This is a genomic window from Streptomyces sp. NPDC052701, assembly GCF_040678355.1.
Classification (GTDB): Bacteria; Actinomycetota; Actinomycetes; order Streptomycetales; family Streptomycetaceae; genus Streptomyces.
This window is the reverse complement of record NZ_JBFATO010000024.1, coordinates 25162-50122: the sequence shown is the minus strand read 5'-3', so window position 1 is coordinate 50122 and position 24961 is coordinate 25162. Positions and strand designations below refer to the sequence as shown.

Annotated in this window: 21 protein-coding genes; 14 read left to right on the top strand and 7 right to left on the bottom strand. The window is 73.4% G+C overall.

Features of this window, described 5'->3' with window-relative positions; genetic code table 11:
* Positions 1-767: 767 nt before the first annotated feature.
* From AB0L29_RS24675 to AB0L29_RS24655, 5 genes are all read left to right on the top strand, one after another.
* Complete coding sequence (locus tag AB0L29_RS24675; RefSeq protein ID WP_365829929.1) at positions 768-1133, top strand: DUF2089 domain-containing protein; 366 nt, start codon at positions 768-770, stop codon at positions 1131-1133.
* Positions 1130-1390 (top strand): hypothetical protein, encoded by a 261-nt coding sequence (locus AB0L29_RS24670; RefSeq protein ID WP_365829928.1) that lies wholly within the window; start codon positions 1130-1132, stop codon positions 1388-1390. The genes AB0L29_RS24675 and AB0L29_RS24670 overlap by 4 nt, the downstream gene beginning before the upstream one ends.
* A gap of 23 nt (positions 1391-1413) precedes the next feature.
* Entirely contained in the window at positions 1414-1842 is a 429-nt protein-coding gene (locus tag AB0L29_RS24665) for a hypothetical protein (RefSeq protein WP_365829927.1), read from the top strand.
* Between the two features lie 78 nt (positions 1843-1920).
* A complete protein-coding gene (locus tag AB0L29_RS24660; protein ID WP_365829926.1) occupies positions 1921-2922 on the top strand; it encodes an ATP-binding cassette domain-containing protein in 1002 nt (333 codons plus the stop codon).
* Positions 2919-3710, top strand: a complete 792-nt coding sequence (locus AB0L29_RS24655) for an ABC transporter permease (RefSeq protein ID WP_365829925.1) — start codon at positions 2919-2921, stop codon at positions 3708-3710. Before AB0L29_RS24660 ends, AB0L29_RS24655 begins: the two co-directional genes overlap by 4 nt.
* On the opposite strand, the gene AB0L29_RS24650 is transcribed toward AB0L29_RS24655, so the two are convergent.
* Together AB0L29_RS24650 and AB0L29_RS24645 are read right to left on the bottom strand one after the other, a co-directional pair.
* On the bottom strand, positions 3668-4174 hold the full coding sequence (locus AB0L29_RS24650; RefSeq protein WP_365829924.1) for a hypothetical protein: 507 nt from the start codon (positions 4172-4174) through the stop codon (positions 3668-3670). The genes AB0L29_RS24655 and AB0L29_RS24650 overlap by 43 nt on opposite strands.
* Positions 4171-5013: a GntR family transcriptional regulator gene (locus AB0L29_RS24645; RefSeq protein ID WP_365829923.1), complete on the bottom strand. Its 843-nt coding sequence runs from the start codon at positions 5011-5013 to the stop codon at positions 4171-4173. The genes AB0L29_RS24650 and AB0L29_RS24645 overlap by 4 nt, the downstream gene beginning before the upstream one ends.
* 484 nt (positions 5014-5497) lie before the next feature.
* Here AB0L29_RS24645 and AB0L29_RS24640 point away from each other — a divergent pair, with 484 nt between their 5' ends.
* The 5 genes from AB0L29_RS24640 to AB0L29_RS24620 all read left to right on the top strand — a co-directional run bounded on the left by AB0L29_RS24640 (position 5498) and on the right by AB0L29_RS24620 (position 11835).
* Positions 5498-6763, top strand: coding sequence for an extracellular solute-binding protein (locus tag AB0L29_RS24640; RefSeq protein WP_365829922.1), 1266 nt, complete (start codon positions 5498-5500; stop codon positions 6761-6763).
* 180 nt (positions 6764-6943) lie between these two features.
* Positions 6944-7807 carry a sugar ABC transporter permease gene (locus AB0L29_RS24635; protein WP_365829950.1) on the top strand — a complete coding sequence of 288 codons (864 nt, stop codon included), beginning with the start codon at positions 6944-6946 and terminating at the stop codon, positions 7805-7807.
* A 50-nt stretch (positions 7808-7857) separates the two neighbouring features.
* Entirely contained in the window at positions 7858-8694 is an 837-nt protein-coding gene (locus tag AB0L29_RS24630; RefSeq protein WP_365829949.1) for a carbohydrate ABC transporter permease, read from the top strand.
* Positions 8695-8739: 45 nt separating this feature from the next.
* Positions 8740-10299: a beta-N-acetylhexosaminidase gene (locus AB0L29_RS24625; RefSeq protein WP_365829921.1), complete on the top strand. Its 1560-nt coding sequence runs from the start codon at positions 8740-8742 to the stop codon at positions 10297-10299.
* Between the two features lie 111 nt (positions 10300-10410).
* Complete coding sequence (locus AB0L29_RS24620) at positions 10411-11835, top strand: cellulose binding domain-containing protein (protein WP_365829920.1); 1425 nt, start codon at positions 10411-10413, stop codon at positions 11833-11835.
* Between the two features lie 219 nt (positions 11836-12054).
* On the opposite strand, the gene AB0L29_RS24615 is transcribed toward AB0L29_RS24620, so the two are convergent.
* Entirely contained in the window at positions 12055-13290 is a 1236-nt protein-coding gene (locus AB0L29_RS24615; protein WP_365829919.1) for an MFS transporter, read from the bottom strand.
* Positions 13291-13675: 385 nt separating this feature from the next.
* Here AB0L29_RS24615 and AB0L29_RS24610 point away from each other — a divergent pair, with 385 nt between their 5' ends.
* Positions 13676-14098: a pyridoxamine 5'-phosphate oxidase family protein gene (locus AB0L29_RS24610; protein ID WP_365829918.1), complete on the top strand. Its 423-nt coding sequence runs from the start codon at positions 13676-13678 to the stop codon at positions 14096-14098.
* A 149-nt stretch (positions 14099-14247) separates the two neighbouring features.
* Entirely contained in the window at positions 14248-14649 is a 402-nt protein-coding gene (locus tag AB0L29_RS24605) for an STAS domain-containing protein (RefSeq protein ID WP_365829917.1), read from the top strand.
* A 409-nt stretch (positions 14650-15058) separates the two neighbouring features.
* Here the strand turns inward: AB0L29_RS24605 and AB0L29_RS24600 are convergent, their stop codons facing one another.
* The 3 genes from AB0L29_RS24600 to AB0L29_RS24590 all read right to left on the bottom strand — a co-directional run bounded on the left by AB0L29_RS24600 (position 15059) and on the right by AB0L29_RS24590 (position 18788).
* On the bottom strand, positions 15059-15967 hold the full coding sequence (locus AB0L29_RS24600; protein ID WP_365829916.1) for a pyridoxamine 5'-phosphate oxidase family protein: 909 nt from the start codon (positions 15965-15967) through the stop codon (positions 15059-15061).
* Between the two features lie 181 nt (positions 15968-16148).
* On the bottom strand, positions 16149-17891 hold the full coding sequence (locus AB0L29_RS24595; protein ID WP_365829915.1) for a GAF domain-containing sensor histidine kinase: 1743 nt from the start codon (positions 17889-17891) through the stop codon (positions 16149-16151).
* Between the two features lie 207 nt (positions 17892-18098).
* Positions 18099-18788: a response regulator transcription factor gene (locus AB0L29_RS24590; protein WP_365829914.1), complete on the bottom strand. Its 690-nt coding sequence runs from the start codon at positions 18786-18788 to the stop codon at positions 18099-18101.
* A 492-nt stretch (positions 18789-19280) separates the two neighbouring features.
* Here AB0L29_RS24590 and AB0L29_RS24585 point away from each other — a divergent pair, with 492 nt between their 5' ends.
* Positions 19281-20495 carry a globin domain-containing protein gene (locus tag AB0L29_RS24585; RefSeq protein ID WP_365829913.1) on the top strand — a complete coding sequence of 405 codons (1215 nt, stop codon included), beginning with the start codon at positions 19281-19283 and terminating at the stop codon, positions 20493-20495.
* A 61-nt stretch (positions 20496-20556) separates the two neighbouring features.
* On the opposite strand, the gene AB0L29_RS24580 is transcribed toward AB0L29_RS24585, so the two are convergent.
* Positions 20557-21786 carry a phospholipase D-like domain-containing protein gene (locus AB0L29_RS24580; protein WP_365829912.1) on the bottom strand — a complete coding sequence of 410 codons (1230 nt, stop codon included), beginning with the start codon at positions 21784-21786 and terminating at the stop codon, positions 20557-20559.
* A 932-nt stretch (positions 21787-22718) separates the two neighbouring features.
* On the opposite strand from AB0L29_RS24580, the gene AB0L29_RS24575 reads away from it, so the two are divergent.
* The gene (locus AB0L29_RS24575; protein ID WP_365829948.1) at positions 22719-24947 is read left to right on the top strand and encodes a transglycosylase domain-containing protein; all 2229 of its coding nucleotides are present in this window, start codon (positions 22719-22721) and stop codon (positions 24945-24947) included.
* Positions 24948-24961: the final 14 nt, after the last annotated feature.

Sequence of the window (24961 nt, the reverse complement as noted above, 5' to 3'; positions counted from 1 at the left end):
CAGGGCCGCGATGGACCGGCCCTTCAGGTGCTCCCTGCGCACGCCGCTCGGTCCTCCCGGCCGGGCTGGTCGGGCGGCGACCGCCCTTGGCCCCGGTGGCCCGCAGTCCGTCGTAGGCCGGTTCCCGCTGGAGGGCGCGCTGGAGGTCGCCGCCGGCGGCGAGGGTCTGCACCGTGAACTTCACCGTGGACAGCAGTGCACCGGTGCGCGGGTGACAGGCGGTGAGGTCCATGGCGGAGAACGCGCCGTCGCGGATGCGCAGGGCGAGCCGGTCGCGGTGGAGGACGTCGGGCACGTCGAGGACGTGCCGGGTGCCGCGCACGAGGCGGAACATCTCGGAGATGCGCACGGTGCCGCCCGGCCGCGCACAGGTGAGCAGTTCGCCGGACTCCGGCCGCTGGAACGGGTGGAGGCGGCTGGAGGAACCGCCTCGTCCCCGAACGTGACCGGGTCCTCGATCCTGGCCTCGTCGAGGACGAGGTTCTACGGCCGGTCGACTGCCGGTCGGTCGACACCCGTTTGCAGACCAGGTCGGCCGTGCTGCTCCCCGTTCCTGCGGACGGATCCGACCCTGGCTGTCAGCGGATTCCGTCATCAGCCGTCACCGGATCCAAGGGGATCCGATGAGATCCAAGGAGATCTGCGCCAGCCGTCCCACATCGGCACCTCAAGGCCCGTGATTGAAAATCTCAAAGTACGCGAGTCGACTCCTTGAAAATCTCAAGGCCGCCATGAAGTATGAGTAGGTCGCCGAGAGTAGGGAGCCGATGGTGGACTGGCAGGACCTGACGGACCTGACGCGCGGCCGGCCGTTCGTGGTCGAGCGAGTCCGCCTCGCCGACAGCGGCGTCGCGATCGAGGGACAGTTCGAGCCGCCGCAGCTGGCCCAACTCAGCATCGACGACCAGGTGTTCGTCGCCGCGTTCGTCCGGGCGCACGGCTCCATCAAGGAGATGGAGCGGGTCTTCGGGGTGAGCTACCCGACGGTCAAGTCCCGCCTGAAGCGGATCGCCGAACAGCTCGACTTCGTCGACACCGACCCGGCGCCCACCGGCGCCGCCGACGTCATCGACCGCCTGCGCCGGGGAGAGATCAGCACGGAGGACGCCCTGGCCGAGCTGGAGGGGCGATGATCCCGCAGCTGGTGACGGTGCGCGTGCGCCGGTCCAACGGCCGCCGGGTGCGGCTGTGCGTCCCCGTCGCGCCGGTGGTGCTGCTGCTGTCGCCGCTGCTGCTGCTCGCCGTGCTGGGTGGATGTGTCGCGTGCCTCGTCTTCCGCATCAGCCCGGTGGGCGCGCTGCGCGGAGCCGCACGGGTGCTGTGGGCATTGCCCGGCACCCGGCTGGAGATGGCGCAGGGCCGAACGGCCGTGCTGGTCAGCGTCAGATGACTTGAGAGAAGCAGGAGCACACCATGAACGAGCAGCGCCGCCAGATCCTGGAGATGCTGGCCGAGGGGAAGATCACCGCGGACGAGGCCGAACGGCTGATCGATGCTCTCCAGCGCGAGCGGCCCGAGGCGCCGCCGGGAGCGACGTCCCGCACGAAGGCCCGCCCCAAGTACCTGCGTGTGGTGATGGACGCCGAGGACGACACCGGCGACGGCACCAGCCGGGTGAACATCCGCATCCCGCTGCAGCTGCTGCGCGCCGGCGTCCGGCTCACCGCCCTCCTCCCGCCGGCGGCCATCACCAAGGTCAACGCGGAGCTGGACAAGGCCGGCGTGCCGATCGACCTCGCCGAGCTCAAGCCGCAGCACCTCGAGGACCTCATCGAGCACCTCGACGACGTGATCGTCGACATCGACGACCCCGGCTCCACGATGCGGGTCTACTGCGAGTGACGCCGCCACGCGCCAGGGCCTGACCCACCGGGACCGGCCCCCACTTCCCCCTTTCCTCAGCCTTCAAAGGGAGGCTCCATGCCTTCATCTGTCATGCCCACGTCCAGAAGTGATGGCGGTCACCCGTCGCCGCCGCCCGCCATCTCCGCCGTCGGCCTGCGCAAGGCGTACGGGGACAAGACCGTCCTCGACGGCATCGACCTGCACATCCCGGAAGGGTCCGTGTTCGCACTGCTCGGTCCGAACGGCGCCGGCAAGACCACCGCCGTGAAGATCCTCTGCACGCTCATCGCCGCCGACGGCGGGCAGGCCCAGGTCGCGGGTCACGACGTCGCCACGTCACCGGACGGGGTACGGGCCGCGATCGGAGTCACCGGGCAGTTCTCCGCCGTGGACGGGCTGCTCACCGGCGAGGAGAACATGCGCCTGATGGCGGACCTGCACCACCTCTCCAGGAGCGAGGGCAAGCGGGTCACCGCCGAGCTGCTGGAGCGCTTCGACCTCGTCGGCGCCGCCGGCAAGCCGGTGCAGAGCTACTCCGGCGGCATGAAGCGGCGCCTCGACATCGCCATGACCCTGGTCGGCTCCCCGCGCATCCTCTTCCTCGACGAGCCGACGACCGGCCTCGACCCGCGCTCGCGCCACAACGTGTGGGGCATCATCCGCGAGCTCGTCTCCGACGGCGTCACCGTCTTCCTCACCACCCAGTACCTGGAGGAGGCCGACGAACTCGCCGACCGCATCGCCGTGCTCGACGACGGAAGGATCGCCGCCGAGGGCACCGCCGAGGAGCTCAAGCGGATGATCCCCGGCGGGCATGTCCGCCTGCGCTTCACCGACCCTTCCGCCTACCGCTCCGCTGCCGCCGCGCTGCGCGAAGCGCAGCGGGACGACGAGGCGCTGGCGCTGCACATCCCCAGCGGCGGCAGCCAGCGCGAGCTGCGCGCCCTCCTCGACCGGCTGGACTCCGCCGGCATCGAGGCGGACGAGCTGACCGTGCACACCCCCGACCTCGACGACGTCTTCTTCGCCCTCACCGGCAGCAACGTCTCCACCCCGGCCAAGGGGGCTGTCCGATGAGCTCCCTGCCCCCCGCCGTACGCGACTCGTCCACGATGCTGCGCCGCAATCTGCTGCACGCGCGCCGCTACCCGTCCGCGACGCTGAACCTGCTGCTGACGCCCGTCATGCTGCTGCTGCTCTTCGTCTACGTCTTCGGCGACGCGATGAGCGCCGGCATCGGCGGCAGTGGCGCGGATCGCTCCGACTACGTCGCCTACATCGTCCCGGGCATCCTGCTCATGACCGTCGGGAGCACCACGATCGGCGCCGCGGTGTACATGGCCATGGATATGACCGAGGGCATCATCGCCCGCTTCCGTACGATGTCGATCCACCGCGGCTCGGTGCTCATCGGGCACGTCGTCGGCAGCGTGCTGCAGTCGGTCATGAGCGTGGTGCTCGTCGGGGCCGTCGCCGTGGCCATCGGCTTCCGCTCCACCGACGCCACGGTCCTGGAGTGGCTGGCGGCGTTCGGACTGGTCGCGCTGTTCTCCCTGGCGCTGACGTGGATCGCGGTCGGGATGGGTCTGGCCAGTCCGAACGCCGAGGCGGCCGGCAACAGCGCCATGCCGCTGATCCTCCTGCCGCTGGTCTCGAGTGCGTTCATCCCCGCCGAGGCCATGCCGGGCTGGATCCAGCCGATCGCCGCATACCAGCCCTTCACCCCGGCCATCGAGACCCTGCGCGGCCTGCTGCTCGGCACCGGGATCGGCCACAACGGCTGGCTGGCCGTCGCCTGGTGCGTGGGTCTCACGGTCCTCGGCTACTTCTGGTCCAAAGCCCTGTTCGACCGCGACCCGAAGTAGCCGGCAGCACCACCTCGAAGCAGCAGCCCCACCCCTCGTTCCGTGCCGCTGTCCGGCCCGCGTGGGCCTCCGGTGCCCGGGCTGACGGCGTCAAGCCGTACGACCGGGCCGAGGAGCGGCTCGACGCGCACCGCCTCGGCCTCAACACCGCGCTGCGGCTGGTCGAGGAGGCCGCTCCGCACGTGGTGGTGAACGGGCGGGCGCAGGTACTCGCAGCCCGGCCGGAACAGCAGCGGCGAGCGGTTGACGCCGCACTCGACCGCGTGCCGGGCCCGGTGGTCGTGCGGGTCGGACTTCGGCGGCCGGCCACCGCGCGCACCGCGGTTCTCGCGGTCGCGGGGCTGGTCGGCCCTGCCCGGGACGGTACAGCGGATCCCCCGCCGCCGGACGAGGACCGCACCGTGGAACCAGGGGTGGCGACCCGCGAGGAGAACCGCTTTCCCGAGGGGGAGCATGCGGTTCACATGCCTTCCTGCACCACCCCCCGCGCGGAGAACGTCACCGGATCACCGTGCGCCAGGTCGCCCGGGGGGATGCCGGGGTGGTGCCCCTCGCGCTGTGCGGGCGGGCGGGTCCTCGGGCCGAGCGCCAGCCGGGACACGATGCGGTAGCGGTCGCCCCGGTAGAGCGAGTGCACGTACTCCACCGGCCGGTCGCGGGTGTCGGAGGTGAGGCGCTCGAAGAGCAGGGCGGGGGACAGTTCCGGCACGTCGAGCAGCTCGGCCTCGGCCCGGGTGACCACGGTGGGCTCGATCGACTGCACGGCCTCGCTGACCTGGACGCCATGGCGGTCGTGCAGATGCTCGTACAGGTCACCCTGTTCGAGTTCCCCACTGGTCAGTTCGGGCACCAGGGCCGCCGGGACGTGCAGGTGCTCGATGGCCATGGGCGCGCCGTCGACCAGCCGGAGCCGGGCCACGTAGCGGATCTCCGCCGCCGGTGAGATCCGCAGTTTGCGTCCCACCCGGGCACCGGCTGGCAGGGTGCGGAACTCCAGCAGCCTGCTGGTCCAGACGCCACCGGCCTGCGGCAGGCTGAAGGCGTGGCGGTCCGACACGAGTTCCTGGGTGATCTTCTCGGCGGCCACGAACATGCCCCGGCCGTGCTCCCGCACCAGCAGGCCCGCGGCGACGAGCTCGTCCACCGCGGCGCGCAGGGTCGGCCGCGAGACTCCGAGTTCCCCGCACAGCACGCGCTCCGAGGGGATGGCGTCGCCCGGCCGGCGCGCCTCGATGAGCTGGAGGATCGCGTCCCGGACCCGCTCGCGTTTGAGTACCGCACCGGAGGCGGCGGCGATCTCCATGCAGGGCTCTCGTTCGTCGTCGGGAGGGGAACTGGTATGCCTCTGACCGCAACTGGTCTGCTGGTCAGCAGAGTCTAGTCAGCCCGACGCGGCCTGATCCAGCCCCGCGGGAGCCGTCGGGACGTCCGTGGCAGTGAGGTCCCGGCCGGCTCGGGCGGTCGCGCGGCGGGGTGTTCGCAGACGTCGTCGCCGGCCCGCGCCGACTCGGCCCGCGCGCCGGATCCCCGGCCGGCGGACCGGCCGGCACGTCGGCCGGCGCCGGCCCGGACCGGCCGGAAGGCTCCGCCCGCCGCGGCCAGGAGGGCGCCGCCCACCGAGGTCAGCGGACCGGCCGGACGGCGAACACCCGGGCGAGCGGGGAGGGTTGACGTCTCGATTGGTCTATGCCACCTTCATCCGACATCAACTGGTAAAGCCCTGGCGGCCAACTGGTCAACCGAGGGTGTCGTGCGTCGTCCGTCTCCAGGTACCCCAGAGGTGAACCGTGAAGTCCCACTCCCTCGCCCTGCTCACCGCCGTGCTCATGAGTGCGGGACTCACCGCGTGCTCCTCCGGCGGCGGCTCGGAGGGCGCCGCGGGCGAGAGGACCGCCCTCGACGTATGGCTGATGCGCGACAGCGTCTCGGCCGCCTTCCAGAAGGAGTTCGAGACGGGTTTCGAAAAGGCCCATCCGGACATCGACGTCAAGATCCAGATCCAGGAGTGGGAAGGCGTCGGCGAGAAGGTCACCGCGGCTCTGGCCAGCAACGACGCCCCGGACGTCATCGAGGTCGGCAACACGCAGGTCGCCCAGTACGCGCAGAGCGGCGGCCTGACCGACTTCACCGACCAGGTCGACGAGCTCGGCGGTGACAAGTGGCTGAAGGGCCTCGCGGAACCCGGCTCGTACGAGGGCAGGCAGTACGGGATCCCGTTCTACGCGGCCAACCGGGTCGTCGTCTACCGCACCGACCTCTTCGAGAAGGCCGGGGTGGACGCCGGACGGATCAAGACGCGGGACCAGTGGATCGCCGCCACCCGGAAACTCGACCGGGGCGGCACACAGGGCATCTACCTGCCGGGCCAGAACTGGTACGCCCTGGCCGGTTTCATCTGGGACGAGGGCGGCGACCTCGCCGTCGAGACCGAAGGCAGGTGGCGGGGCGCGCTCGACAGCCCCGCGGCGCTGCGGGCGATGGCCTTCTACCAGCGTCTCCAGGCGCTCGGCAAGGGCCCCGAGGACTCCGACGAGGCCCGGCCGCCGCAGGCGGAGGTGATGGCGAAGGGAGAGGTGGCCCAGATCATCGCCACACCGGGCAACGCCAACGTCGTGGTGCAGAACAACCCCGGCCTCAAGGGCAAGCTGGGCTTCTTCCCCGTTCCCGGCAAGAGCGCGCGGACCCCGGGCGCCGTCTTCACCGGCGGCTCCGACCTCGTCGTCCCGGCCGTCGCCGCGCACCAGGCGGAAGCCCTCACCTTCCTCCGCGAACTCACCGGCGACGCCTGGCAGAAGAAGCTCGCGGCGGCCATGAGCTACGTGCCGAACAAGACCACGCTCGCCGGCGCCGTCGCCTCCGACCCCGGCGCCGCGGCGATGGCCGCCGGTGCAGCCCGCGGCCACGCCACGCCCAACACGCCCCGGTGGGCGGCCGTCGAGGCCAAGAACCCGGTCAAGGAGTACATGACGGCCGTCCTCACCGGGCGGGACCCGAAGACCGAGGCGGCCAAGGCGTCCCGCGCCATCACCGCCACCCTCAACAGCGCCTCCTGACCGTGGACGTGGTCGCCGAACGGGACGACAACCCGACAGCCGAGCCGAGGGGGCGCCGTGTCGACCGTCCGTGAGCGAGACGTGCCCGGTGCGGCCGGCCGCCGTCCGGCACGGCGCACCGCCGGGCGGCGGCCGGTCCGGCCCAGCGCGGCCCGCCGGGCCTCCCCCTGGCCGTACGTCCTGATCGCGCCGGCGGTCCTGGGGATGCTGTACCTGCTCCTCTACCCGCTGGCCCGGGCCGTGGTGATGTCCTTCCAGGACTTCGGCCTGCGCCAGCTCATCCTGGGCGACGCGCAGTTCGTCGGACTGCGCAACTACCGGACCCTGCTGTCCGACCCCCGCTTCTGGGAGGTGGTGCGCCGCACCTTCCTGTTCACGGCGGTCAACGTGGTCGCCGTCATGGTCCTGTCCTGCCTGGTCGCCCTCATGGTCGAACGGCTCGGCAGGATCGGCAGGACCGTGGTCCTGAGCTCCCTGGTGCTGGTCTGGGCGGTGCCCGTGGTGGCCGCCACCACGGTCTTCCAGTGGCTGTTCCACTCGGAGTTCGGCATCGTCAACGAGCTGCTCACCGGCCTCGGATTCACCTCGTTCGAGGGTTATCCGTGGTTCGCGCACGGCGGCGCCGCGTTCGCCATCATCGTGGCGCTCGTCGTCTGGCAGTCCGTGCCCTTCGCCGCGATCACCCTGTACTCGGCCCTCACCACGGTCCCCGGCGAACTGTACGAGTCGGCCCGGATGGACGGGGCCGGCACGGCACGCGTCCTCCGTTCGGTGACCTTCCCCCTGATCCGGCCGCTCTTCATGCTCGTGCTCTCGCTGGAGGTCATCTGGACGTTCAAGGCGTTCGTGCAGATCTGGGTCATGACGCGGGGCGGGCCGGGCGACGCCACCACCATCCTGCCGGTGTACGCCGTGCAGACGGCCCTCGCCCACCAGCGCTACGACCTGGGGTCCGCCGCCTCGATGGTCACCGTGCTGCTCATGAGCGGCGTCCTGGTCCTCTATTTCCGCCAGTTGTTCCGTCAGGAGGGCGAACGCCCGTGAGAGCCGCACCTCCCGCCGCCGGCGCCGCCCCGGCCGTCCGCCGCCGCGGGATCACGCCGCGCCGCGCCGCACACCGCCTGCCGCTGCACGCGGCCGCCGCCCTGACCGTGGTGGTCTGCCTGTTCCCCGTGTGCTGGATGGTGGCGACCGCGTTCAAACCCTCGCGCGACATCCAGTCCGCCGATCCCCGGCTCCTCCCGGAGCACTGGACGGTGGAGCACTTCCGGCGGGCGGTGGACGCCGACGGGTTCGCCCTCTTCTGGCGCAACAGCGTCCTGGTCACGCTCAGCGCCGTTCTGCTCGCGCTCGTCGTCGCCCTCGGCGCCGCCTACGCCGTGGCCCGGCTGCGCTGGCGCGGCCGGCGGCAGTTCATGCTCGCCGTGTTCATCGCGCAGATGGCGCCCTGGGAATCGCTGGTCATCCCGGTCTACATCATCTCCCGGGACACCGGCATGCTCGACCGGCTGCCGGCGCTGACCCTGGTCTACTTCATGATCACCCTGCCGTTCACCGTGGTGGTCCTGCGGGGCTTCATCGCCGGGGTCCCGCCCGAACTGGAGGAGGCGGCGCAGGTCGACGGCTGCAGCAGGCCGGCCGCCTTCCGCAAGGTGGCCCTCCCCCTGCTGGCGCCCGGCCTCATGGCCACCTCGCTGTTCGGGTTCATCACCGCCTGGAACGAGTTCACCTACGCCAACTTCCTGATCATCAAGCAGCAGGACAGCCGCACCCTGCCGGTCTGGCTGTCCTCCTTCCAGTCCACGTTCGGCACCGACTGGGGCGCCACCATGGCCGCCGCCACCCTCTTCGCCCTGCCCGCGCTGGTCGTCTTCCTCGTCCTGCAGCGCCATGTGACCTCGGGCCTCGCGTCCGGAGGGGTCAAGGGCTGAACCGCATCCGCCGACCCCTCGTCCCGCCGACCCCGGAGACCGCCCGTGGACCTGCCACGTCCCGAATCCGCGCTGATACCCCGCCCCCGCGAACTGCGCCTTCGCCCCGGCCGCTTCCGTCTCGACGCCACCACCCGGCTGCGGGTCACCCCCGGCACCGAGCCGGCCGCCGCCCTGCTGCGCTCGTACCTCGCCCCGGCCACCGGGCTCCGCCTGGAGCACGCCGACGACGGCACCGTCGTGCTCGTCCTGGACGCCGCGTCCGGCCTCGGCGAGGAGGGGTACGGCCTGACCGTCGACGCCCACGGCGTGCTGCTGCGCGCGGCCCGCCCGGCAGGACTGCTGCGCGGCGTCCAGACGATCCGTCAGCTCCTCCCCCACCAGGTCCTGTCCGGCCGGCCCCAGCGCACCGTCCGCTGGGAGCTGCCCGCGGTGGACATCACGGACGTGCCGCGGCACACCTGGCGCGGCGCCATGCTCGACGTCGCCCGCCACTTCCAGCCGGCGTCCTACCTGCGCCGCTATGTCGACCTGCTGGCCCTGCACAAACTCAACGTGCTCCAGCTCCATCTCACCGACGACCAGGGCTGGCGGATGCCGGTGGCCGCCTACCCCCGGCTGACCGAGGTCGGCGGATGGCGCGCCGAGTCGATGGCGGGTCCCGCGGGGAGCGACCGCTTCGACGGCCGGCCGCACGGCGGGTCCTACACCCGCGCCGAGCTCGCCGGTCTCGTCGTCTACGCGGCCGACCGCGGGGTGACCGTGTTGCCGGAGATCGGCATGCCCGGGCACGTCCGGGCCGCCCTGGCCGCCCACCCGGAACTGGGCAACGACCCCGGGCGGCGCCTGGACGTGTGGACGCGGTGGGGCGTGTGCGAGAACGTGCTCGGCGTGGGCGAGAACGTCCTGGACTTCTTCCGCACGGTCCTGGACGAGGTGATGGACGTCTTCCCGTCCCCGTACCTGCACATCGGCGGCGACGAATGTCCCACCGCGGAGTGGGAGAACAGTCCGGCCGCACGCGCCCGCGCCTCCCGCGAAGGACTGGGCGGGCCCCGCGAACTGCACGGCTGGTTCCTGGCGCGCATCGCCGACCACGTCCTGCGGGCCGGCCGCCGGCCGGTGGCCTGGGCCGAGACCGGTGTCACGCTGCCGGTGGAATGCACGGTGATGAGCTGGCGCGAGCCGGCACACGCCTGGGCGGCCGCCCGCCGCGGTCAGGACGTCGTCCACGCCGACCACCGCACCACCTACCTCGACTACGCGCGCGGCCGCGGCCCGCTGGAGCCTCCCGCCCAGCCCGGCCCGGTCGTCGACCTGCCCACGGTGTACGGGCTGGACCTCACCCCCGCGGAGTCCGATCCGCGGCTGCGGGCACGGATCCTCGGCGCGCAGGGCCAGCTGTGGACGGAGTTCGTCACCACACCCGAACACATCGAGTACCTCTCCTTCCCCCGCCTGTGCGCGCTCGCCGAGCGGGTGTGGCACCCGACGGCCGACTGGCGGGACTTCCGTGCCCGGCTGGCCGGGCACCGGCTCCGCCTGGACGCGCTGGGCGTCCCGCACGCCGCCCCGCCGCGTCCGCCGGCCCGCACCGCCGTGTGAGGCCGCGCCGCCCGCCCCGGCCACCACCCCGTCCCTGTCCATGCCGGCTCACCCCCCACGACTCTCCCGCGGCAAGCGGGAGCTCCCCTCGATCGGAAAGGACCCACGCGGATGAGTACTCGTCCGACCGGCCTTCGCGCCCGCTCGGCCCTGGCCCTGTCGGCCCTGCTGGGCAGCGCCGCCCTGGCCGCCCTCCCCACCGTCACCGCCTCCGCCGCCGACGGCGGCCTGGTGGTGCAGTACCGCACCGGCGCCGGCGGCGCCACCGCCGACCAGAGCGAGCCCTGGTTCAAGGTCCGCAACACCGGCTCCGCCCCGGTCCAGCTCAGCCAGGTGAGGATCCGCTACTACTTCAAGGCCGACGCGCCGGGTGCCGCCTACCGCTTCGCCTGCTCCTGGGCGGTCCGGGGGTGTTCCGCCGTCACCGGCACCTTCGGCACGCTGAGCAGTCCCACCGCCACCGCCGACCGCTACCTGGAGATCGGCTTCACCTCGTCCGCCGGGACGCTGGCACCCGGCGGCGACACCGGAGACATCCAGCTGCGGTTCCACCAGTCCACCTGGCAGACGCTGGACCAGAGCGACGACTACTCCTTCGGCGGCGCCCAGACCTCGTACGCGGACTGGAACAAGGTCACCGCCCAGCTCGCCGGGACCACCGTCTGGGGCACCGCGCCCGCCGGCAACGACCCCACGGACCCGACCGATCCCACGGACCCGCCCGGTGGCGGCCAGACCCTGTTCGACGACTTCACCTACACGTCCCACACCGACCCCGCCCTCTCCGCGCACGGCTGGAACGTCCGCTCCAACTCCGGCGGCCCCGGCGTCCCCGGGGCGACCTGGGACCCGTCCAAGGTCACCTTCACCACCGAGGGCGGCAGCAGGGTGATGAACCTGGAGACCTCCACCGCGGGCACGGGCGAGTCCACCAGGCACACGGAAGTCCTCACCAAGGACATGAAGTTCAGGAACGGCACCTACGCCGCCCGCGTCAAGTTCTCCGACGCCCCGAAGTCGGGTCCCGACGGCGACCGCGTCGTCCAGACCTTCTTCACCATCAACGACCTCAAGGCCCCGATGGCCGACGACTACGCCGAGTACGACTTCGAGTACCTGCCCAACGGGGGCTGGGGCGAGCCGTCCAACATCCTGTACACGACCTCCTGGGAGACGTACAACCCCGACCCCTGGCAGGCCGTCAACCAGCACAGCGAGAGCCGGCGGAGCTTCGCCGGCTGGCACGACCTCGTCGTGACCATCGACGACAGCGCCATCACCTACTACGTCGACGGGCAGCTCTTCGGCACCCACGACGCCCGGTACCTGCCCGAGCGGCCGATGTCGATCAACTTCAACCAGTGGCTGATCGATCTCGCCGGTCAGACCTCGACGGCACCGCGCGCCTACGACCAGCGGGTCGACTACGTCCTGCACGTCAAGGACCGGGTCCTCACCCCGGCCCAGGTGGCCGCGAAGGTGGCCGCGTACCGCAGCGCCGGCACGTCCTTCGTGGACGAGGTCCCCTCCTCCTGAGACCGGGCGGTTCCCGGTCCCCCCTCGCTCCGGTGGCCCGGAAACACCGGCCACCGGGGCACCACCGCGTCGCGGGCGCCCGGCCCGGCCGGCGGCGGCCCGCGTCCCCGCCTTCGCGCAGCCGGACGACGCGCCTCCCGGCCCCGCGGCCGGGGAACACGCCGGCCCGTCGCCGAGCCGGGGCGATCCGGTCGTCCTCGGCCCGGCTCGGCGGGCGGTTCAGGCGGCGGGCGCGCTCCCCGCGGCCGGGAGGGGTGCCGGCCGGGTGCTCCGGTGGTGCTGTGCCCGGCGGACGGCAGGGGGCGCCGCCAGGCCGGTCAGGGCGAACAGTGCCCCGACGACGTACCACCCCGGGCGGCCCCAGGTGATGCAGAGCCCGATGAGCAGGGACGGGCCGGCGGTCTCCGCCAGGCCGGCGCCCAGGCCGAACACACCCAGGTACTGGCCCGTCGCGTGCCGGGGGGCGAGTGCGAAGGACACCTCGAAGCCCGCGGCGGCGTGCCACAGCTCGCCGACCGTATGGATCACCACGGCGGTCATGAGCAGGCAGACGGCCGCCCGGACCGGTGCCCCCGCGGACAGCGGGATCAGTGCGCAGGAGACGAGGAAGGCCGCGCCCGCCCGGCGGTAGGCCCTCCCGCCGGCTGCGGGGGAGCCGATGCCGCGGCTGGCCCGGACCTGGAACGCGACGACGATGACGGTGCTGGTGAACATGGTGGCCGACACCATCCAGTGGGGTGCGGTGGTCCGCGCGACCAGCCAGAGCGGAACAGCGACCGTGAGCACCTTGAACTGGATGGCCATGATCCCGTCGAGGGCGGTGAGCAGGAGGTAGGGGCGGTCCCGCAGGGCGCTCCAGCGGGGGCCCGGGGCGGAGGGGGCGGGTGCCACGGGCGCCAGGAGGACCAGGAGCGCCGCCGAGGCGGCGAGGGCGACGGCGTTGCCGATGACCATGAGGTGGTAGGCGGTGTGGGTGCCGACCTGGACGGCCCAGCCGGCCAGCAGGGCGCCGAGGGAGACGCCGAGGTTGGTCCCGGCCCGCAGACAGGCGCGGAACTCCTGCGGCCGCTCGCCCCCGTGGTGCCTGATGAGGGGACTGCGTGCCGCCACTCCGGCCGCCTTCGCCCCGGTGGCCGCGCAGACCGCGAGGACGAACGGCCAGAAGCTGTCCGCCAGTACGAAACAGGCGGTGGCCAGCGCCTGGACGACCAGGGTGGTCGCATAGACACCGCGGGCTCCGTGTTCGTCCGCGAGGCGGCCGACGGCGATGCCCAGGGCCAGCGAGACGAATCCGGCGATGCCCAGCCCCAGTCCCACCTGGCCGGCCGGGAGGTGGACCGCCTGGGTGAAGTAGAGGACGCCCGCGGTCAGGTAGAGGCCGCTGCCGACGGTGCAGACGAAGTTCGAGGCGGCCAGGACGCGCTGGGGTCCGGTGTCCGGCAACAGGTGAGGCACGACGGGCTCCGCATCCGGTAAGGGCGGTAAGGACCCGCATAGCTTGTTGCATATTACTTGCAAGAGCAAGAGAGTTGCGAGTACGGCGGGAACCGCCGCCGCGGCCACGACGGGTGACGTCCGTACCGGTCGCCGGGCCGGCTTCCGGGCGAGACCACGGGCCGTCGAAGTGACTGACGCCCGCACGCTCGCGATTTCGGGGTGCCACGCGGCCGCCCGGCCCGGACGGCCCACCGAAGGCGCAGGCCCCGACGCGCGGACGGTCCCGCGGGTCTTCGGGCCGGCCGTTCCTCCTCGCGGCCCCGTGTACCGCCCCCCTCGCGTCGTGCGGGGGTAGGGCCGGTCGGCCCTACCCCCGCACGACGACCGCGGCGACGATGGACCGGTGTTCCAGAACGACGCCTCCCGCGCACTCGACCGGCCGGAGTGCCTGCGCCTGCTCGCCAGGGTGCCGGTCGGCCGCGTCGTCTACACCCGGCAGGCACTGCCCGCCGTCCTCCCCGTCGACTTCTTCGTGGACACGGACGCCTCCGTCCTGCTGCGCACCTCGCCGGACTCGGATCTCGCACGCGCCGTCGACGGCGTGGTGGTCGCCTTCGAGGCGGACGAGCTCGATGCGGCGACGAGGTCCGGCTGGAGCGTGGTCGTCACCGGAAGAGCCGCCGTGGTGACCGATCCCGCCGAGCACGACCGGCTCTCGCGGGCCGGTCCCGCTTCCTGGCCGCCCCCGCGGCACGCGGTGTTCGTGCGGATCGCGTCCGAGATGGTCACCGGACGCGCGCTCGGGGCGACGCGCGGCACGCCGTGAGGAGGTCCCGGAAGGCGGCGCCGGCCGGCCGCTGCGCGTGCGCCCGCCCGGCCCGCGCCGTCCCATGGGGCCGAACGGCCCCGGGCCGGCGCGCGTACGGGGCCGCCCGGCCCTTCCGCGCGGTGCGGCGCCTGGTCTTGGCTCTACCCATGGCGCACACGCACACGGGAACCCCGCCGAGCCATACCGAACGCACCGTCGGAGGCACGACCGTCCTGGCGCTGCACGGCGAGATCGACATCCTCACCGAGCCCGCGCTCCGCGCGCGGTTCGACGCCCTGACCGCCGCTCCGGGCCCCGACCTGGTGGTGGACCTGCGCCCGGTGTCCTTCATCGACTGCGCCGGGCTGCGCGTGCTGTGCCGGGCGCGCAACCGGGCCGAGGCCCGGCACGGCCGGCTGCGGCTGGTCACCGACAGCGCCGGGTTCCGGCGCCTGCTGCGGCTCACCGGCCTGGCCGACGCCTTCGAGCTGTACCCGCGGCTGGCGGACGCCCTGGACCGCGCGGGCACCGCGACGGGCGGCACACCGGCAGGCCGCCGCCCCGCCTGATCCACGAACGCCCGCCCGGCGGCCTGGACACCGTCGCGGACCTGGCCTCCGACTGGCTCACCACCCACCTGGCACAGCCGGGCGCGGGAGCGCCGCCGGCCAGATAGGCGTAGGCACCCCGGCGCAGGACGAGGGCCCCGGGGACCCGTCTCCCCCGGGCACCGGAGGGTCCGGCCCGGCCGCCCCCGGGTGGTCCTCCGTCCCGGATCCGGCCCCGGCCGGCCTCGTCACGGCGCACGGCCCGCGAGGTTCCGGAGGACGGGTGGTTCGAGGGCGCCCCTGGGCGGACACGGAACTGCCCGCCGCGGGGCGCCGCGGCCACACGGGAGAGCCGGGGTCCCGCCGGCCGGCCGGGGCCGTCCGCCCGGGGACCGGGCCGAGCCCGGGAACCGGGCGACGGAGCATCCGCTCACCGGTCCGCCGGCGTGATGCGGCGCCCCGTCACGCGCAGGGGCCGGATCGCCACCCACAGCGTGCGTCCGCCCCCCGCCCAGGGGCCGGTGTGGGCCCGCTCGTCGAGGCGGCGCACCTCGTCGGGGTCCGTGACGGCGCGGGCCGGGCCGACCACCAGCACGCTCCAGCCCTGGCTCATGGCCTCGTCGATGTGGTCCACCTCGAAGGCGACCTCGGTGCCGACGGCCGCGGCGGGGGCGGCGTCGGGCGAGGTGCGGAAGACGAGGGCGTCGTCGACCAGGTCGTAGTTGACCGGGAGCACGGCCGGGCCCTCGGCGGTCGTCAGCGACACGCGCCCCACGCCGTGCGTGGACAGCAGGGTGCGGCACTCCTCCCGGCCGAGTTCCCGAAGGCGGGGACGGAGGAGGGCGTGTCCCTGCCCGGGTGGCAGGTCCCGGTCCGCGCCCTGGAGTTCGGCGAGCCGGGTGCCGAGCGCGTCGGCCAGCCGCAGCAGGGTGCCCAGACCGGGGTCGGACGGATGCTCCTCGAGGTAGGCGAGGTACTCCGGCGCCATGTGGGCGCGGCGGGCCGTTTCCTCCCGGCTGAGGCCCTGCCGGCGGCGCGCGGCCGCCACGCGTCGCCCCACGTCCCCCGGCTGCGCCGCGGCGCCCCGAGGGCCCGTCGCGGCCAGGACCGCCGCGTCGGGGTCCGCCGCCCCGCCCGGCGCCGTCCCCTCGTGGTGAAGGTGCCGGACGTGTGCGTCCGGGCCGGGGAACACGAGCGTGACCTGGCCGGTGTCCGACCACCGCACGTCGTACGGGGGTGTTCCGTCGTCGTGGTGCAGCCCGACGATCTCTCCGTCGCGCCGGGCGGTTCCGGTGGCCGGGCTTTCGACGATCAGCAGATCGCCCAGATGAGCGTGCATGACGGTGCCGTTTCCCTCGATGGGTCCGCTCTGGGCCCGCCCCTCCAGGATCACGCCGCACCGGGTCCCGCACCAATGGGCCGCGAGGACCGGGCCGGTGCCCGGACGGCCCCTCCCCGAGGCCCGCGCCGGCGAACCGCCGCGCGGCCCGGGGGCCGCCGCCTCCGCCACCCCGCCGTGCTCACCTCCCGGGCGGACCCACCGCTTCCCGCACCGGGGCGTGCCACACCAGTCGCGTCCCGCCGCCGTCCCGGTCGCCGAGTTCCATGTCCCCGCCGAGCTTCCTCGCCCGCTCCGCCATGTTGGCGAGGCCGCTGCGACGGCCCCCCGCGGGTACGCCCACCCCGTTGTCGGCGACCGTCAGGCGCACCTCGTTGCCGTCGGTCTCCAGCACCACCTCGGCGCGGTCGGCGTGCGCGTGGCGGGCGATGTTGGTCAGGGACTCGGACAGCACGGCCACGACGTGGTCGGCGGTCTCCTTCGGGACGTGGGTGTCGAGCAGTCCCTCCATGCGCACGCCGGGCGCGAAGCCCAGGACGGGCGCGGCCTCGCCGACCACGCGCACGGCCCGGGCCCGCAGACCGGGGGCGGCGTCGCCGTCGCGCGTGCGCAGGCCGAAGATCGTCGATCGAATGATCTTGATGGTCTCGTCGAGGTCGTCCACGGCCCGCAGGACGCGTTCCGAGGCCTGTGCGTGGTCGATGAGGCGGCCCGCGCTCTGCAGGGTCATGCCGGTGGCGAACAACCGCTGGATGGCCAGGTCGTGCAGGTCCCGGGCGATCCGGTCGCGGTCCTCCAGGACGGCGATCTGCTCGGCGTCCCTGCGGCGTTCGGCGAGCTCCATGGCGACCGCGGCCTGCGCGGCGAAGCCCCACAGCGGCTCCATCTCCTTCTCGGCGAACTCGCTCGCCCCCGCCTCGCGCACCAGCAGGACGACACCGCGTACGCCGTCCCCCGTCCCCACGGGGACCGCCACGGCCGGGCCCAGGCCGGCGAAACGCGGCGGGCCGGCCGAGACCCGGTCGTCCTGGGAGACGTCCGGACTGGTCACCGGTGCCGCGCCGGCGAAGGCCCGCCCGGTGAGGCTGCCCCCGACGGGCAGCACCAGCCCGCGGTGCGCCTGCGCGTGCCGGCCGATGGCCAGTTCCACGGTGAGCGCGTCGGTGTCCTCCATCGGCACCGCGACCACGGCGAGCTCGGCGCCGGTGATCTCCCGCGCCCGCTCGGCGATCAGCCGCAGGACCTCCCCCTGGTCGCCGCCGGACATCAGACTGCGGGTGATCTCCGCGGTCGCCCGCAGCCACCGCTCACGCAGCCGGGACTCCTCGTACAGGCGGGCGTTGTCGATGGCGACGCCGGCGGCCACGGCGAGGGTGGACAGGACCGACTCGTCCTCCTCGTCGAATTCGGCCCCGTTGCGCTTCTCGGTCAGGTACAGGTTGCCGAAGACCTGGTCCCGGACCCTGATGGGGACGCCCAGGAACGTGTTCATCGGGGGGTGGTGCGGCGGGAAGCCGTAGGAGGCCGGGTGCCGGGAGAGCTTCGGCAGCCGCAGGGGCTCGGGGTGGCGGATCAGCTCGCCCAGGATGCCGTGGCCCTCCGGGTAGTTCCCGATGCGGGCGATCTGCTCCTCGTCGACGCCGACCGTGTAGAAGGCCGACAGCCGCCTGCCGTCCGGGCCGATCACACCGAGCGCGCCGTACTCCGCGTCCACCAGTGCCGTCGCTGCCTCCACGATGCTGTACAGCGCCTGCTCCAGGTGGAGTTCCCGGCCGACCGACAGCACCGCTTCCAGCAGGCTGTGCACCCGGTCCCGGGTCCCCCGGGCCGCGTCCACGCGGGCCTGCAGCTCCTCCAGCAGCTCGTCCAGCCTGAGCTGGGGCAGCTTCAGCCGGGCCTTCCGGGCGTCCTCGGAGCCTGGCAACGTGTTCCTCCCACCGTCCTGCGCGGAGCCGACCGCCGTCCGCTCGTCTGCCACGGTAGCGGTCGGCGCGTGAGCAGGGCACGGGGGACCACCCCTGCCACCAGGGGCACGCCCGGCAGGTCGAAGGCGCGGCGGCCTCGCGGCGGCGTACCGCGCGGGGCCGGAAGGGAGGGGCCGGAACGGGGGGCGCCCGTACGCCTGCGCGCGTCAGCGCCCCTCGCCGCGCAGCCGGTCCCGGGCCTGGGTGGCGATGACCGCGGCCTGGACGCGGCGCTCCACGCCCAGCTTCGCCAGCAGCCGGGAGATGTGGTTCTTCACCGTCTTCTCCGCGAGGTACAGCCGCCGGCCGATCTGCCGGTTGGTCAGGCCCTCGCCGATCAGGGCCAGGATCTCCCGCTCCCGCTCGGTCAGGCCCGGCAGGGCGTCCGGCTCCTGCCGCTGCGGGCCTCCCCGCAGCCTGGCCATCAGCCTGGCCGTGGCGCTCGGGTCCAGCAGCGACTGGCCACGGGCCACGGTGCGCACCGCCGAGACCAGGTCCGAGCCCTGGATCTGCTTCAGCACGTACCCGGACGCACCCGCCATGATCGAGTCCAGCAGGGCCTCCTCGTCGTCGAACGAGGTCAGCATCAGACAGGCCAGGCCGGGCATGCCCGAGCGCAGCTCACGGCAGACGGTGACGCCGTCCCCGTCGGGCAGGCGGACGTCGAGGACCGCCACGTCGGGGCGCAGCGCGGGGACGCGCGCCAGCGCCTGCCCGACGGTGGCGGCCTCGCCGACCACCGTGATGTCCGGCTCGTCGTCCAGCAGATCGTGCACGCCCCGCCGGACGACCTCGTGGTCGTCCAGGAGGAAGACCCGGATGGGCCCTCCGGTGCCGGTCTGCTCGCCGTCCTCCATCGGTCACTCCTCGTGATGTCCTCTTCGGGTCCCGGGGGAGATCCTTCCCCGCCGGGGGACTGAAGGCCAGGGCCGATGGTCCCCGGTTCCCGGCGCCCTGGGGTGTCCGGGCCCGAGGGCGGACGGGTGCGGGGCGTCGCACGGCGGGCGCCGGCCGGTCCGGCCGCCCGTCCGGCGGGCGTGGCCGCGTGCCGGAGCCGGAATCGGGGCCGGGGCCGGGGCCGGGCGCAGCGGCCCGGTGGTGCCCGCCACCCGGCGGGCGTCCGTGCCGACGGCCGCAGGCGGGGCCGGCCGGGTGGGTGTTCCCGGCGCCGTCCGGCCCCGGATCACGCCGGTTCGCCGGCCCGATGGTCCCGAGTCCGCGGGCCGATGGTCCCGGCCCGGCGCAAGGGCGGCAGAACGGCGCCGGAACACGGCGGCGTGTCTGCTAGACAGGAGACCCGCCGCCCCCTCGACGCGGCGCTCTCGCCCCTTTCCCGTCCGGGAGGCCCCATGCTGTCCGCAGAGTCCGCCGCCGTCGTACGCGCCACCCTCCCCGCCGTGGCGGGAGCGCTCGACGAGATCACGACGCGCTTCTACGGAACGATGTTCCGCGACCGGCCGGAACTCCTCGACGGCATGTTCAACCGCGGCAACCAGGCCAGTGGGGCCCAGCGGCGCGCGCTGGCCGGGTCGATCGCCGCGTTCGCGACCGCGCTGCTGGACGCTCCCGACGAGCGTCCGGACACGCTGCTGGCGCGGATCGCGCACAAGCACGCCGCCGTCGGGGTCACCGACGACCAGTACACGATCGTGCACAAGTACCTGTTCGGCGCGATAGCCGAGGTCCTCGGCGACGCGGTCACCCCGGAGGTGGCCGCCGCCTGGGACGAGGTCTACTGGCTGATGGCCGGCGCCCTCATCGCCCGGGAGGCACGTCTCTACCAGGACGCGGGCGTGCGGCCGGGCCGGATCTGGCGGCGGTGGACGGTGGTCGAGCGCCGCCCCGAGGCCCCGGAGGTGGTGTCCTTCGTGCTGCGTCCGGCCGACGGCGGCCCGGCGCCGCGGGCGCGCGCGGGCCAGTACGTGAGCGTGCGCGTCCGCATGGCCGACGGAGTCCACCAGGTGCGCCAGTACAGCCTGTCCTCCGACCCCGGCGAGGACCTGCGGCGGATCACGGTCAAGCGGGTGGCCGGCACGGCCGGCGCCCCGGACGGCGAGGTCTCCGCCGTCCTGCACGACGAGATCCACGAGGGCGACGAGCTGACCCTCTCCGCGCCCTTCGGGGACGTCGTCCTCGACGACCCGGCCGACGCCGCGGTCCCCGTCGTACTGGTCTCGGCCGGCATCGGCTGCACACCCATGACGGGCATGCTGGCCCACCTCGCGGCCACCGGCTCGGCCCGCCCCGTGCTGGTCCTGCACGCCGACCGCTCCCCCGGTCACCACGCCCTGCGCACGGAGACCCGGCGCCTCCTCGGCCGGCTCCCGGACGCCCGCGCCGTCTTCTGGTACGAGCGCCCCGGGGCGGACGAACCCGACGCCCGCACCGGCCTGATGGACCTGCGCGGAGTGGAACTCCCCGAGGACGCCACGGTGTTCCTGTGCGGGCCGCTGCCGTTCATGCGCGACGTACGCGGACGACTGCTGCGTGCCGGGGTCCCGGCACGGCGCATCCGCTACGAGGTCTTCGGCCCGGACCTGTGGCTGCCCGCCGCAGCGGCCTGAACCCCCGCCGGCCGGCGTGGCGCACGAGGGTGCACGGAGGATTGGCCGTGCGCCCGCCGCGCTACAGGAACCGCCGCAGCGGAACGACAGCCGCCTCCCGCAGCCGCTGCAGCACGGCACGCCGCTTCCAGCGGTCCCGGTCGATGGCCACGCTGCGCCGCAGGTCCGCGTCGAAGTCCCGGTCCAGCCCCGCGGTGAAGTTCTCGTCCAGCACCGCGAGCATGACCTCCTCGTCGTGGTCCATCGAGCGCCGGTTGAAGTTGGTCGAACCGATCAGCGAGGCCACGCCGTCCACCGTGATGATCTTGGCGTGCATCATGGTCGGCTGGTACTGGCGGATCGACACGCCCGCGTCCAGCAGGCGCGTGTAGTGGTACTGGCCGGCCAGCTGGCAGGCGCGCTGGTCGGTGTGCGGTCCGGGCAGCAGGATCTCGACCGTCACCCCCCGGCGCGCGGTGGCGCACAGCAGGTCGATGAAGTAGGCGTCCGGGGCGAAGTAGGCGGTGGCCAGGCGGAAACGCCGTTCGGCGGAGGTCAGCATCACCCGGATCAGGGTCTGCATGTCCTGCCAGCCGAAGCTGGCCGACCCGCGCACGACCTGGACGACCGAGGTGCCGGGCTGGGCGTGCTCCAGGAAACGGTCGCGCTCGTCGTACAGCTCGTCGTGGCACTCGGCCCAGTTCTGGGCGAAGGCCGCGGCGATGCCGTCCACGGCGGGCCCCCGGACCCGGACGTGGGTGTCACGCCACTCGCGCGGGTTGCGGGCGTCACCGCACCACTCCTCGGCGATGCCGACACCGCCCGTGAACGCCGTGTGCTCGTCCACGATCAGCGCCTTGCGGTGGCAGCGGTGGTTCTGCTTGAGGGGCGACAGCCACAGCGGCTTGCGGAACCAGGCGACCTGCACGCCGGCGGCGTCCATGAGGTCCAGCAGGTCCCGCTCTATCCTGCTGGAGCCGAACCCGTCCAGCAGCAGCCGCACCCGTACCCCGGCGCGCGCCCGCTCGGAGAGGGCCGCGGCGAAGTCACGGGCGATCTGACCGCGCCAGTACACGAACGTCATCATGTCGATCGTGTGCTCGGCGGCCCTGATCGCGCCGAGCATGGCCGGGAAGATCTCGTCGCCGTTGCGCAACGCGACGAGTTCGTTCCCCTCGGTCGCGGCCACGCCGATCAGCCGCTCCAGGCGGCGGCGCAGGCGGTGGACGCCCGACGGGCCGTCACCGAACCGCTCCTCGCCGCCGTCGAGCCGCTCCTCGCCGCCGTCGAGCCGTTCCTGCGCCGCGGTCATACGGCAGCTCCGGCGCGGGGACGAACGGCGAACGGGGCGCCGACGGCAGGGCGGGGAACCGGTACGCCGTCCGCGGCGACCGGCACCGGTACGCCGGACGGACACGCGGGACGGGACGGCGGCACGCGGGACGCCCCCCGCACCGGGACAGCGCGCCGGTGCGCGGCACGGCCGAGCCGCGCGGCGCTCACCGGACGCGGCGTGCGCGGCAGACCGTCACGGCACGCCTCCTCCGCCATGGCACCCGCTCCCCTCACCCTCGTACGCCCGGCCGCCGTCCGCACGACACGTCCCGGCGCGGCATCGGCCGTATCCCTCGCCCCCTCTGCGCGCTCCCGCAGGCAGGGGAGCCCAGGCAGCCTAAACGGCCCGCCCGGGCCAGTCCACCTGGCCCCCGCGGCTTCGCCCCGGACCGCCCGCTCCAGCCGTCCGCCGCACGCCGGTTGCCGTGCCGGGTGAACGGAATCCGGCCACGGTACGGCGAAACGGACGGGCGGCCACCGGGACGTACCGGCGCCGACGGGCGCGTGCCGGAGCCGTCGCGCTCCTGGCAGGGGCCGCCGTCCCGGGCCCCGCGACGAACCCGGCCGGGCCCCCGCGGCACCGGGCGGCACCGCGTTCAGCTGAGGCTTTCGCGGTTCCAGGTGTGACCTGTTCCGCCCGATCGCCGTGTGGAGACATTGCGAAGGGCGCTGGTAATTTGAGAGCGCCGCGATGCCCCGTGTGGTCCGGGGGGAGGATTCAGGGTTTGCGGTCGCCGCTGTGGCAACCAATACCAAACCCTCGTACGTCTGTACGGTTTGCCTGCGCGAGCAATACGGAGTGCGGAGCGAGCGGTACGGAGTACGGAGGGAGACACGGTCGTGACCCAGGCAGGACAGGGGGGACGGGATCAGGGTGGCGACGAGGTGCCCCCGGAGCCGGACGCCACCATGCAGTTGAAGGTCCCGCCGCCGCGGCCGGCCGCGGACGAGACCATGCAGCTTCGCATACCCGAGGGCGGCATACCCGCCGGATCCGGCATACCCGACGCTTCCGGCATATCCGCCACTGACGGTGCGTCCGAGACGCCCGGCACCCCCTCCGCCGCATCCGACATGTCCGGCACGTCCTCCCGTCGCCGCCGCAAAGCCCCCCGCCCCTCCCCCGCCGCCCGCCTCACCGCGACCCTCGGCCCCCGGCTGGCCCCCGTGCTCGGCTCCGTCGTCGCCTTCCTCGGCCCCTACGTCCGCCGGCTGCGCCCGCACTACCCCCGGCCGGGCCGCACCGGGTGGCGCCGCTGGATCCCCTCCTGGCGGCAGACCCTCGGCGGATTCCTCGCCTCCCTCGGCCTGAGCGGCCTCTTCCTGGCGGTCGCCTACGCCGCCACCGACATCCCGGACGACCTCAACACCTACGCCACCCAGCAGGACAACGTGTACTTCTGGGCCGACGGCACCCCGATGGCCCGCACCGGCTGGGTCCAGCGGCAGGCGATGCCGCTGGACGAGATCCCCGAGGACGTCCGCTGGGCGGTGCTCGCCGCCGAGAACGAGAGCTTCTACAACGACCCCGGCATCTCCTTCAAGGGCATCACCCGCGCCCTGTTCCGCACCCTCGGCCGGGGCGACACCCAGGGCGGCTCGACCATCACCCAGCAGTACGTCAAGAACGTCTACCTCAGCCAGGACCAGACGGTCAGCCGCAAGTTCACCGAAGCGATGATCGCCCTCAAGCTCGACAACAAGATGAGCAAGGACGAGATCCTGGAGAGCTACCTCAACACCAGCTGGTTCGGTCGCGGCACCTACGGCATCCAGCGCGCCGCCCAGGCCTACTACGGCAAGGACGTCAGCGAGCTCAACGCCAGCGAGGCCGCCTTCCTCGCCTCCCTGCTCAAGGGCGCCGGCCTGTTCGACCCCCACCTGGGCAAGGCCAACCGCGAGCGGGCCGTGGAGCGCTGGTCGTGGACCCTCGACCGGATGGTGTCGATCGGCAAGCTGTCGGCGCAGGAGCGCGCCAAGTACCGGAAGTTCCCCGAGCCGCTGAAGAGCAACCCGCTGTACGACACCGGCGAGCAGAGCGACTACCTGGTGGAACTCGCCACCCAGTACGTCAAGAAGAACGCGCACATCTCCGCCAAGGAGTTCGACCTCGGCGGCTACCAGATCTACACGACCTTCGACAAGGACCGCGAGGCCCAGCTCACCGACGCCGTCACCAAGGCCCGCAAGCAGGCCCGCAAGGACGATCCGAAGGCCGCCGAGGCCGCCCACTACGGCGCCGCCTCCATCGCCGCCGACGGCCGGATCCTCGCCGTCTACGGCGGCCCCGACCACCGTACGCAGGGCTACAACGAGTCCAACGCGACCACCGTGCCCGCCGGCTCGGCGTTCCTGCCGTTCGTCTACGCCGCCGGACTGGAGCACGGTGTGCGCAAGACCCGCGACGGAGAGCCCACGCCGGTGACCGGGGAGACCCTCTACAACGGCGACGACGGCGTGCCCGTCACCACGCCCGAAGGCCCGTACTGGGACCGCAGCGGCCGCAAGGTCTCCGCGCGCAACGACGGCGGCAAGTCCTACGGGCAGATCTCCCTGCACCGGGCGCTCGCCCTGTCCGTCAACACCCCGTTCATGCAGCTCGGCATGGACACCGGGCTGGAGAAGGTGCGCGCCACCGCCGTGGCCGCCGGCCTGCTGCCCTCCAGCATCGGCGCCCGGGTGCCCGCCCTGTCCACCGGCAGCTCCACGCCCAGCGCCATCCGCATGGCCAGCGGCTACGCCACCTTCGCCGCCGACGGCGTGCACACCGAGCCCTACTCGGTGCGGAGGATCACCCGCAACGGCCACAAGGTCGCCCTCGACGCGCCGCCCACCCGCCGCGCGGTGGGCGTCGACACCGCCCGCGAGGTCCACTCCGCCCTCACCGACGCCTTCCGCACCGCCCACCCGGACGCCGCGCCCGCCTCCGCCGGGGTCGCCGGGAAGGCGGGCACGACCCGGGACGACACCGCCGCCTGGTACGTCGGCACCGCCAAGAAGGTCTCCACCGCGGTCGTCGTCTACCGCATCGACCTGAGCAAGAGCCTGGAACCCCTGCCGCTCAAGGGCCTGGGCGGCACGGCCACCGACAGCGTCCCGTACGGCATCTGGTCACGTGCCATGAGTCCGCTCGGCTGACCACCGGCGCGACC

Bases quoted from the DNA above. Each gene is read 5' to 3' on its own strand.
- AB0L29_RS24660 (WP_365829926.1), top strand. From the start codon at position 1,921: ATGCCTTCATCTGTCATGCCCACGTCCAGAAGTGATGGCGGTCACCCG.
- AB0L29_RS24580 (WP_365829912.1), bottom strand. From the start codon at position 21,786: ATGACCGCGGCGCAGGAACGGCTCGACGGCGGCGAGGAGCGGCTCGAC.
- AB0L29_RS24605 (WP_365829917.1), top strand. From the start codon at position 14,248: ATGGCGCACACGCACACGGGAACCCCGCCGAGCCATACCGAACGCACC.
- AB0L29_RS24655 (WP_365829925.1), top strand. From the start codon at position 2,919: ATGAGCTCCCTGCCCCCCGCCGTACGCGACTCGTCCACGATGCTGCGC.
- AB0L29_RS24620 (WP_365829920.1), top strand. From the start codon at position 10,411: ATGAGTACTCGTCCGACCGGCCTTCGCGCCCGCTCGGCCCTGGCCCTG.
- AB0L29_RS24575 (WP_365829948.1), top strand. From the start codon at position 22,719: ATGCAGTTGAAGGTCCCGCCGCCGCGGCCGGCCGCGGACGAGACCATG.
- AB0L29_RS24585 (WP_365829913.1), top strand. From the start codon at position 19,281: ATGCTGTCCGCAGAGTCCGCCGCCGTCGTACGCGCCACCCTCCCCGCC.
- AB0L29_RS24675 (WP_365829929.1), top strand. From the start codon at position 768: ATGGTGGACTGGCAGGACCTGACGGACCTGACGCGCGGCCGGCCGTTC.
- AB0L29_RS24600 (WP_365829916.1), bottom strand. From the start codon at position 15,967: ATGCACGCTCATCTGGGCGATCTGCTGATCGTCGAAAGCCCGGCCACC.
- AB0L29_RS24665 (WP_365829927.1), top strand. From the start codon at position 1,414: ATGAACGAGCAGCGCCGCCAGATCCTGGAGATGCTGGCCGAGGGGAAG.
- AB0L29_RS24590 (WP_365829914.1), bottom strand. From the start codon at position 18,788: ATGGAGGACGGCGAGCAGACCGGCACCGGAGGGCCCATCCGGGTCTTC.
- AB0L29_RS24645 (WP_365829923.1), bottom strand. From the start codon at position 5,013: ATGGAGATCGCCGCCGCCTCCGGTGCGGTACTCAAACGCGAGCGGGTC.
- AB0L29_RS24670 (WP_365829928.1), top strand. From the start codon at position 1,130: ATGATCCCGCAGCTGGTGACGGTGCGCGTGCGCCGGTCCAACGGCCGC.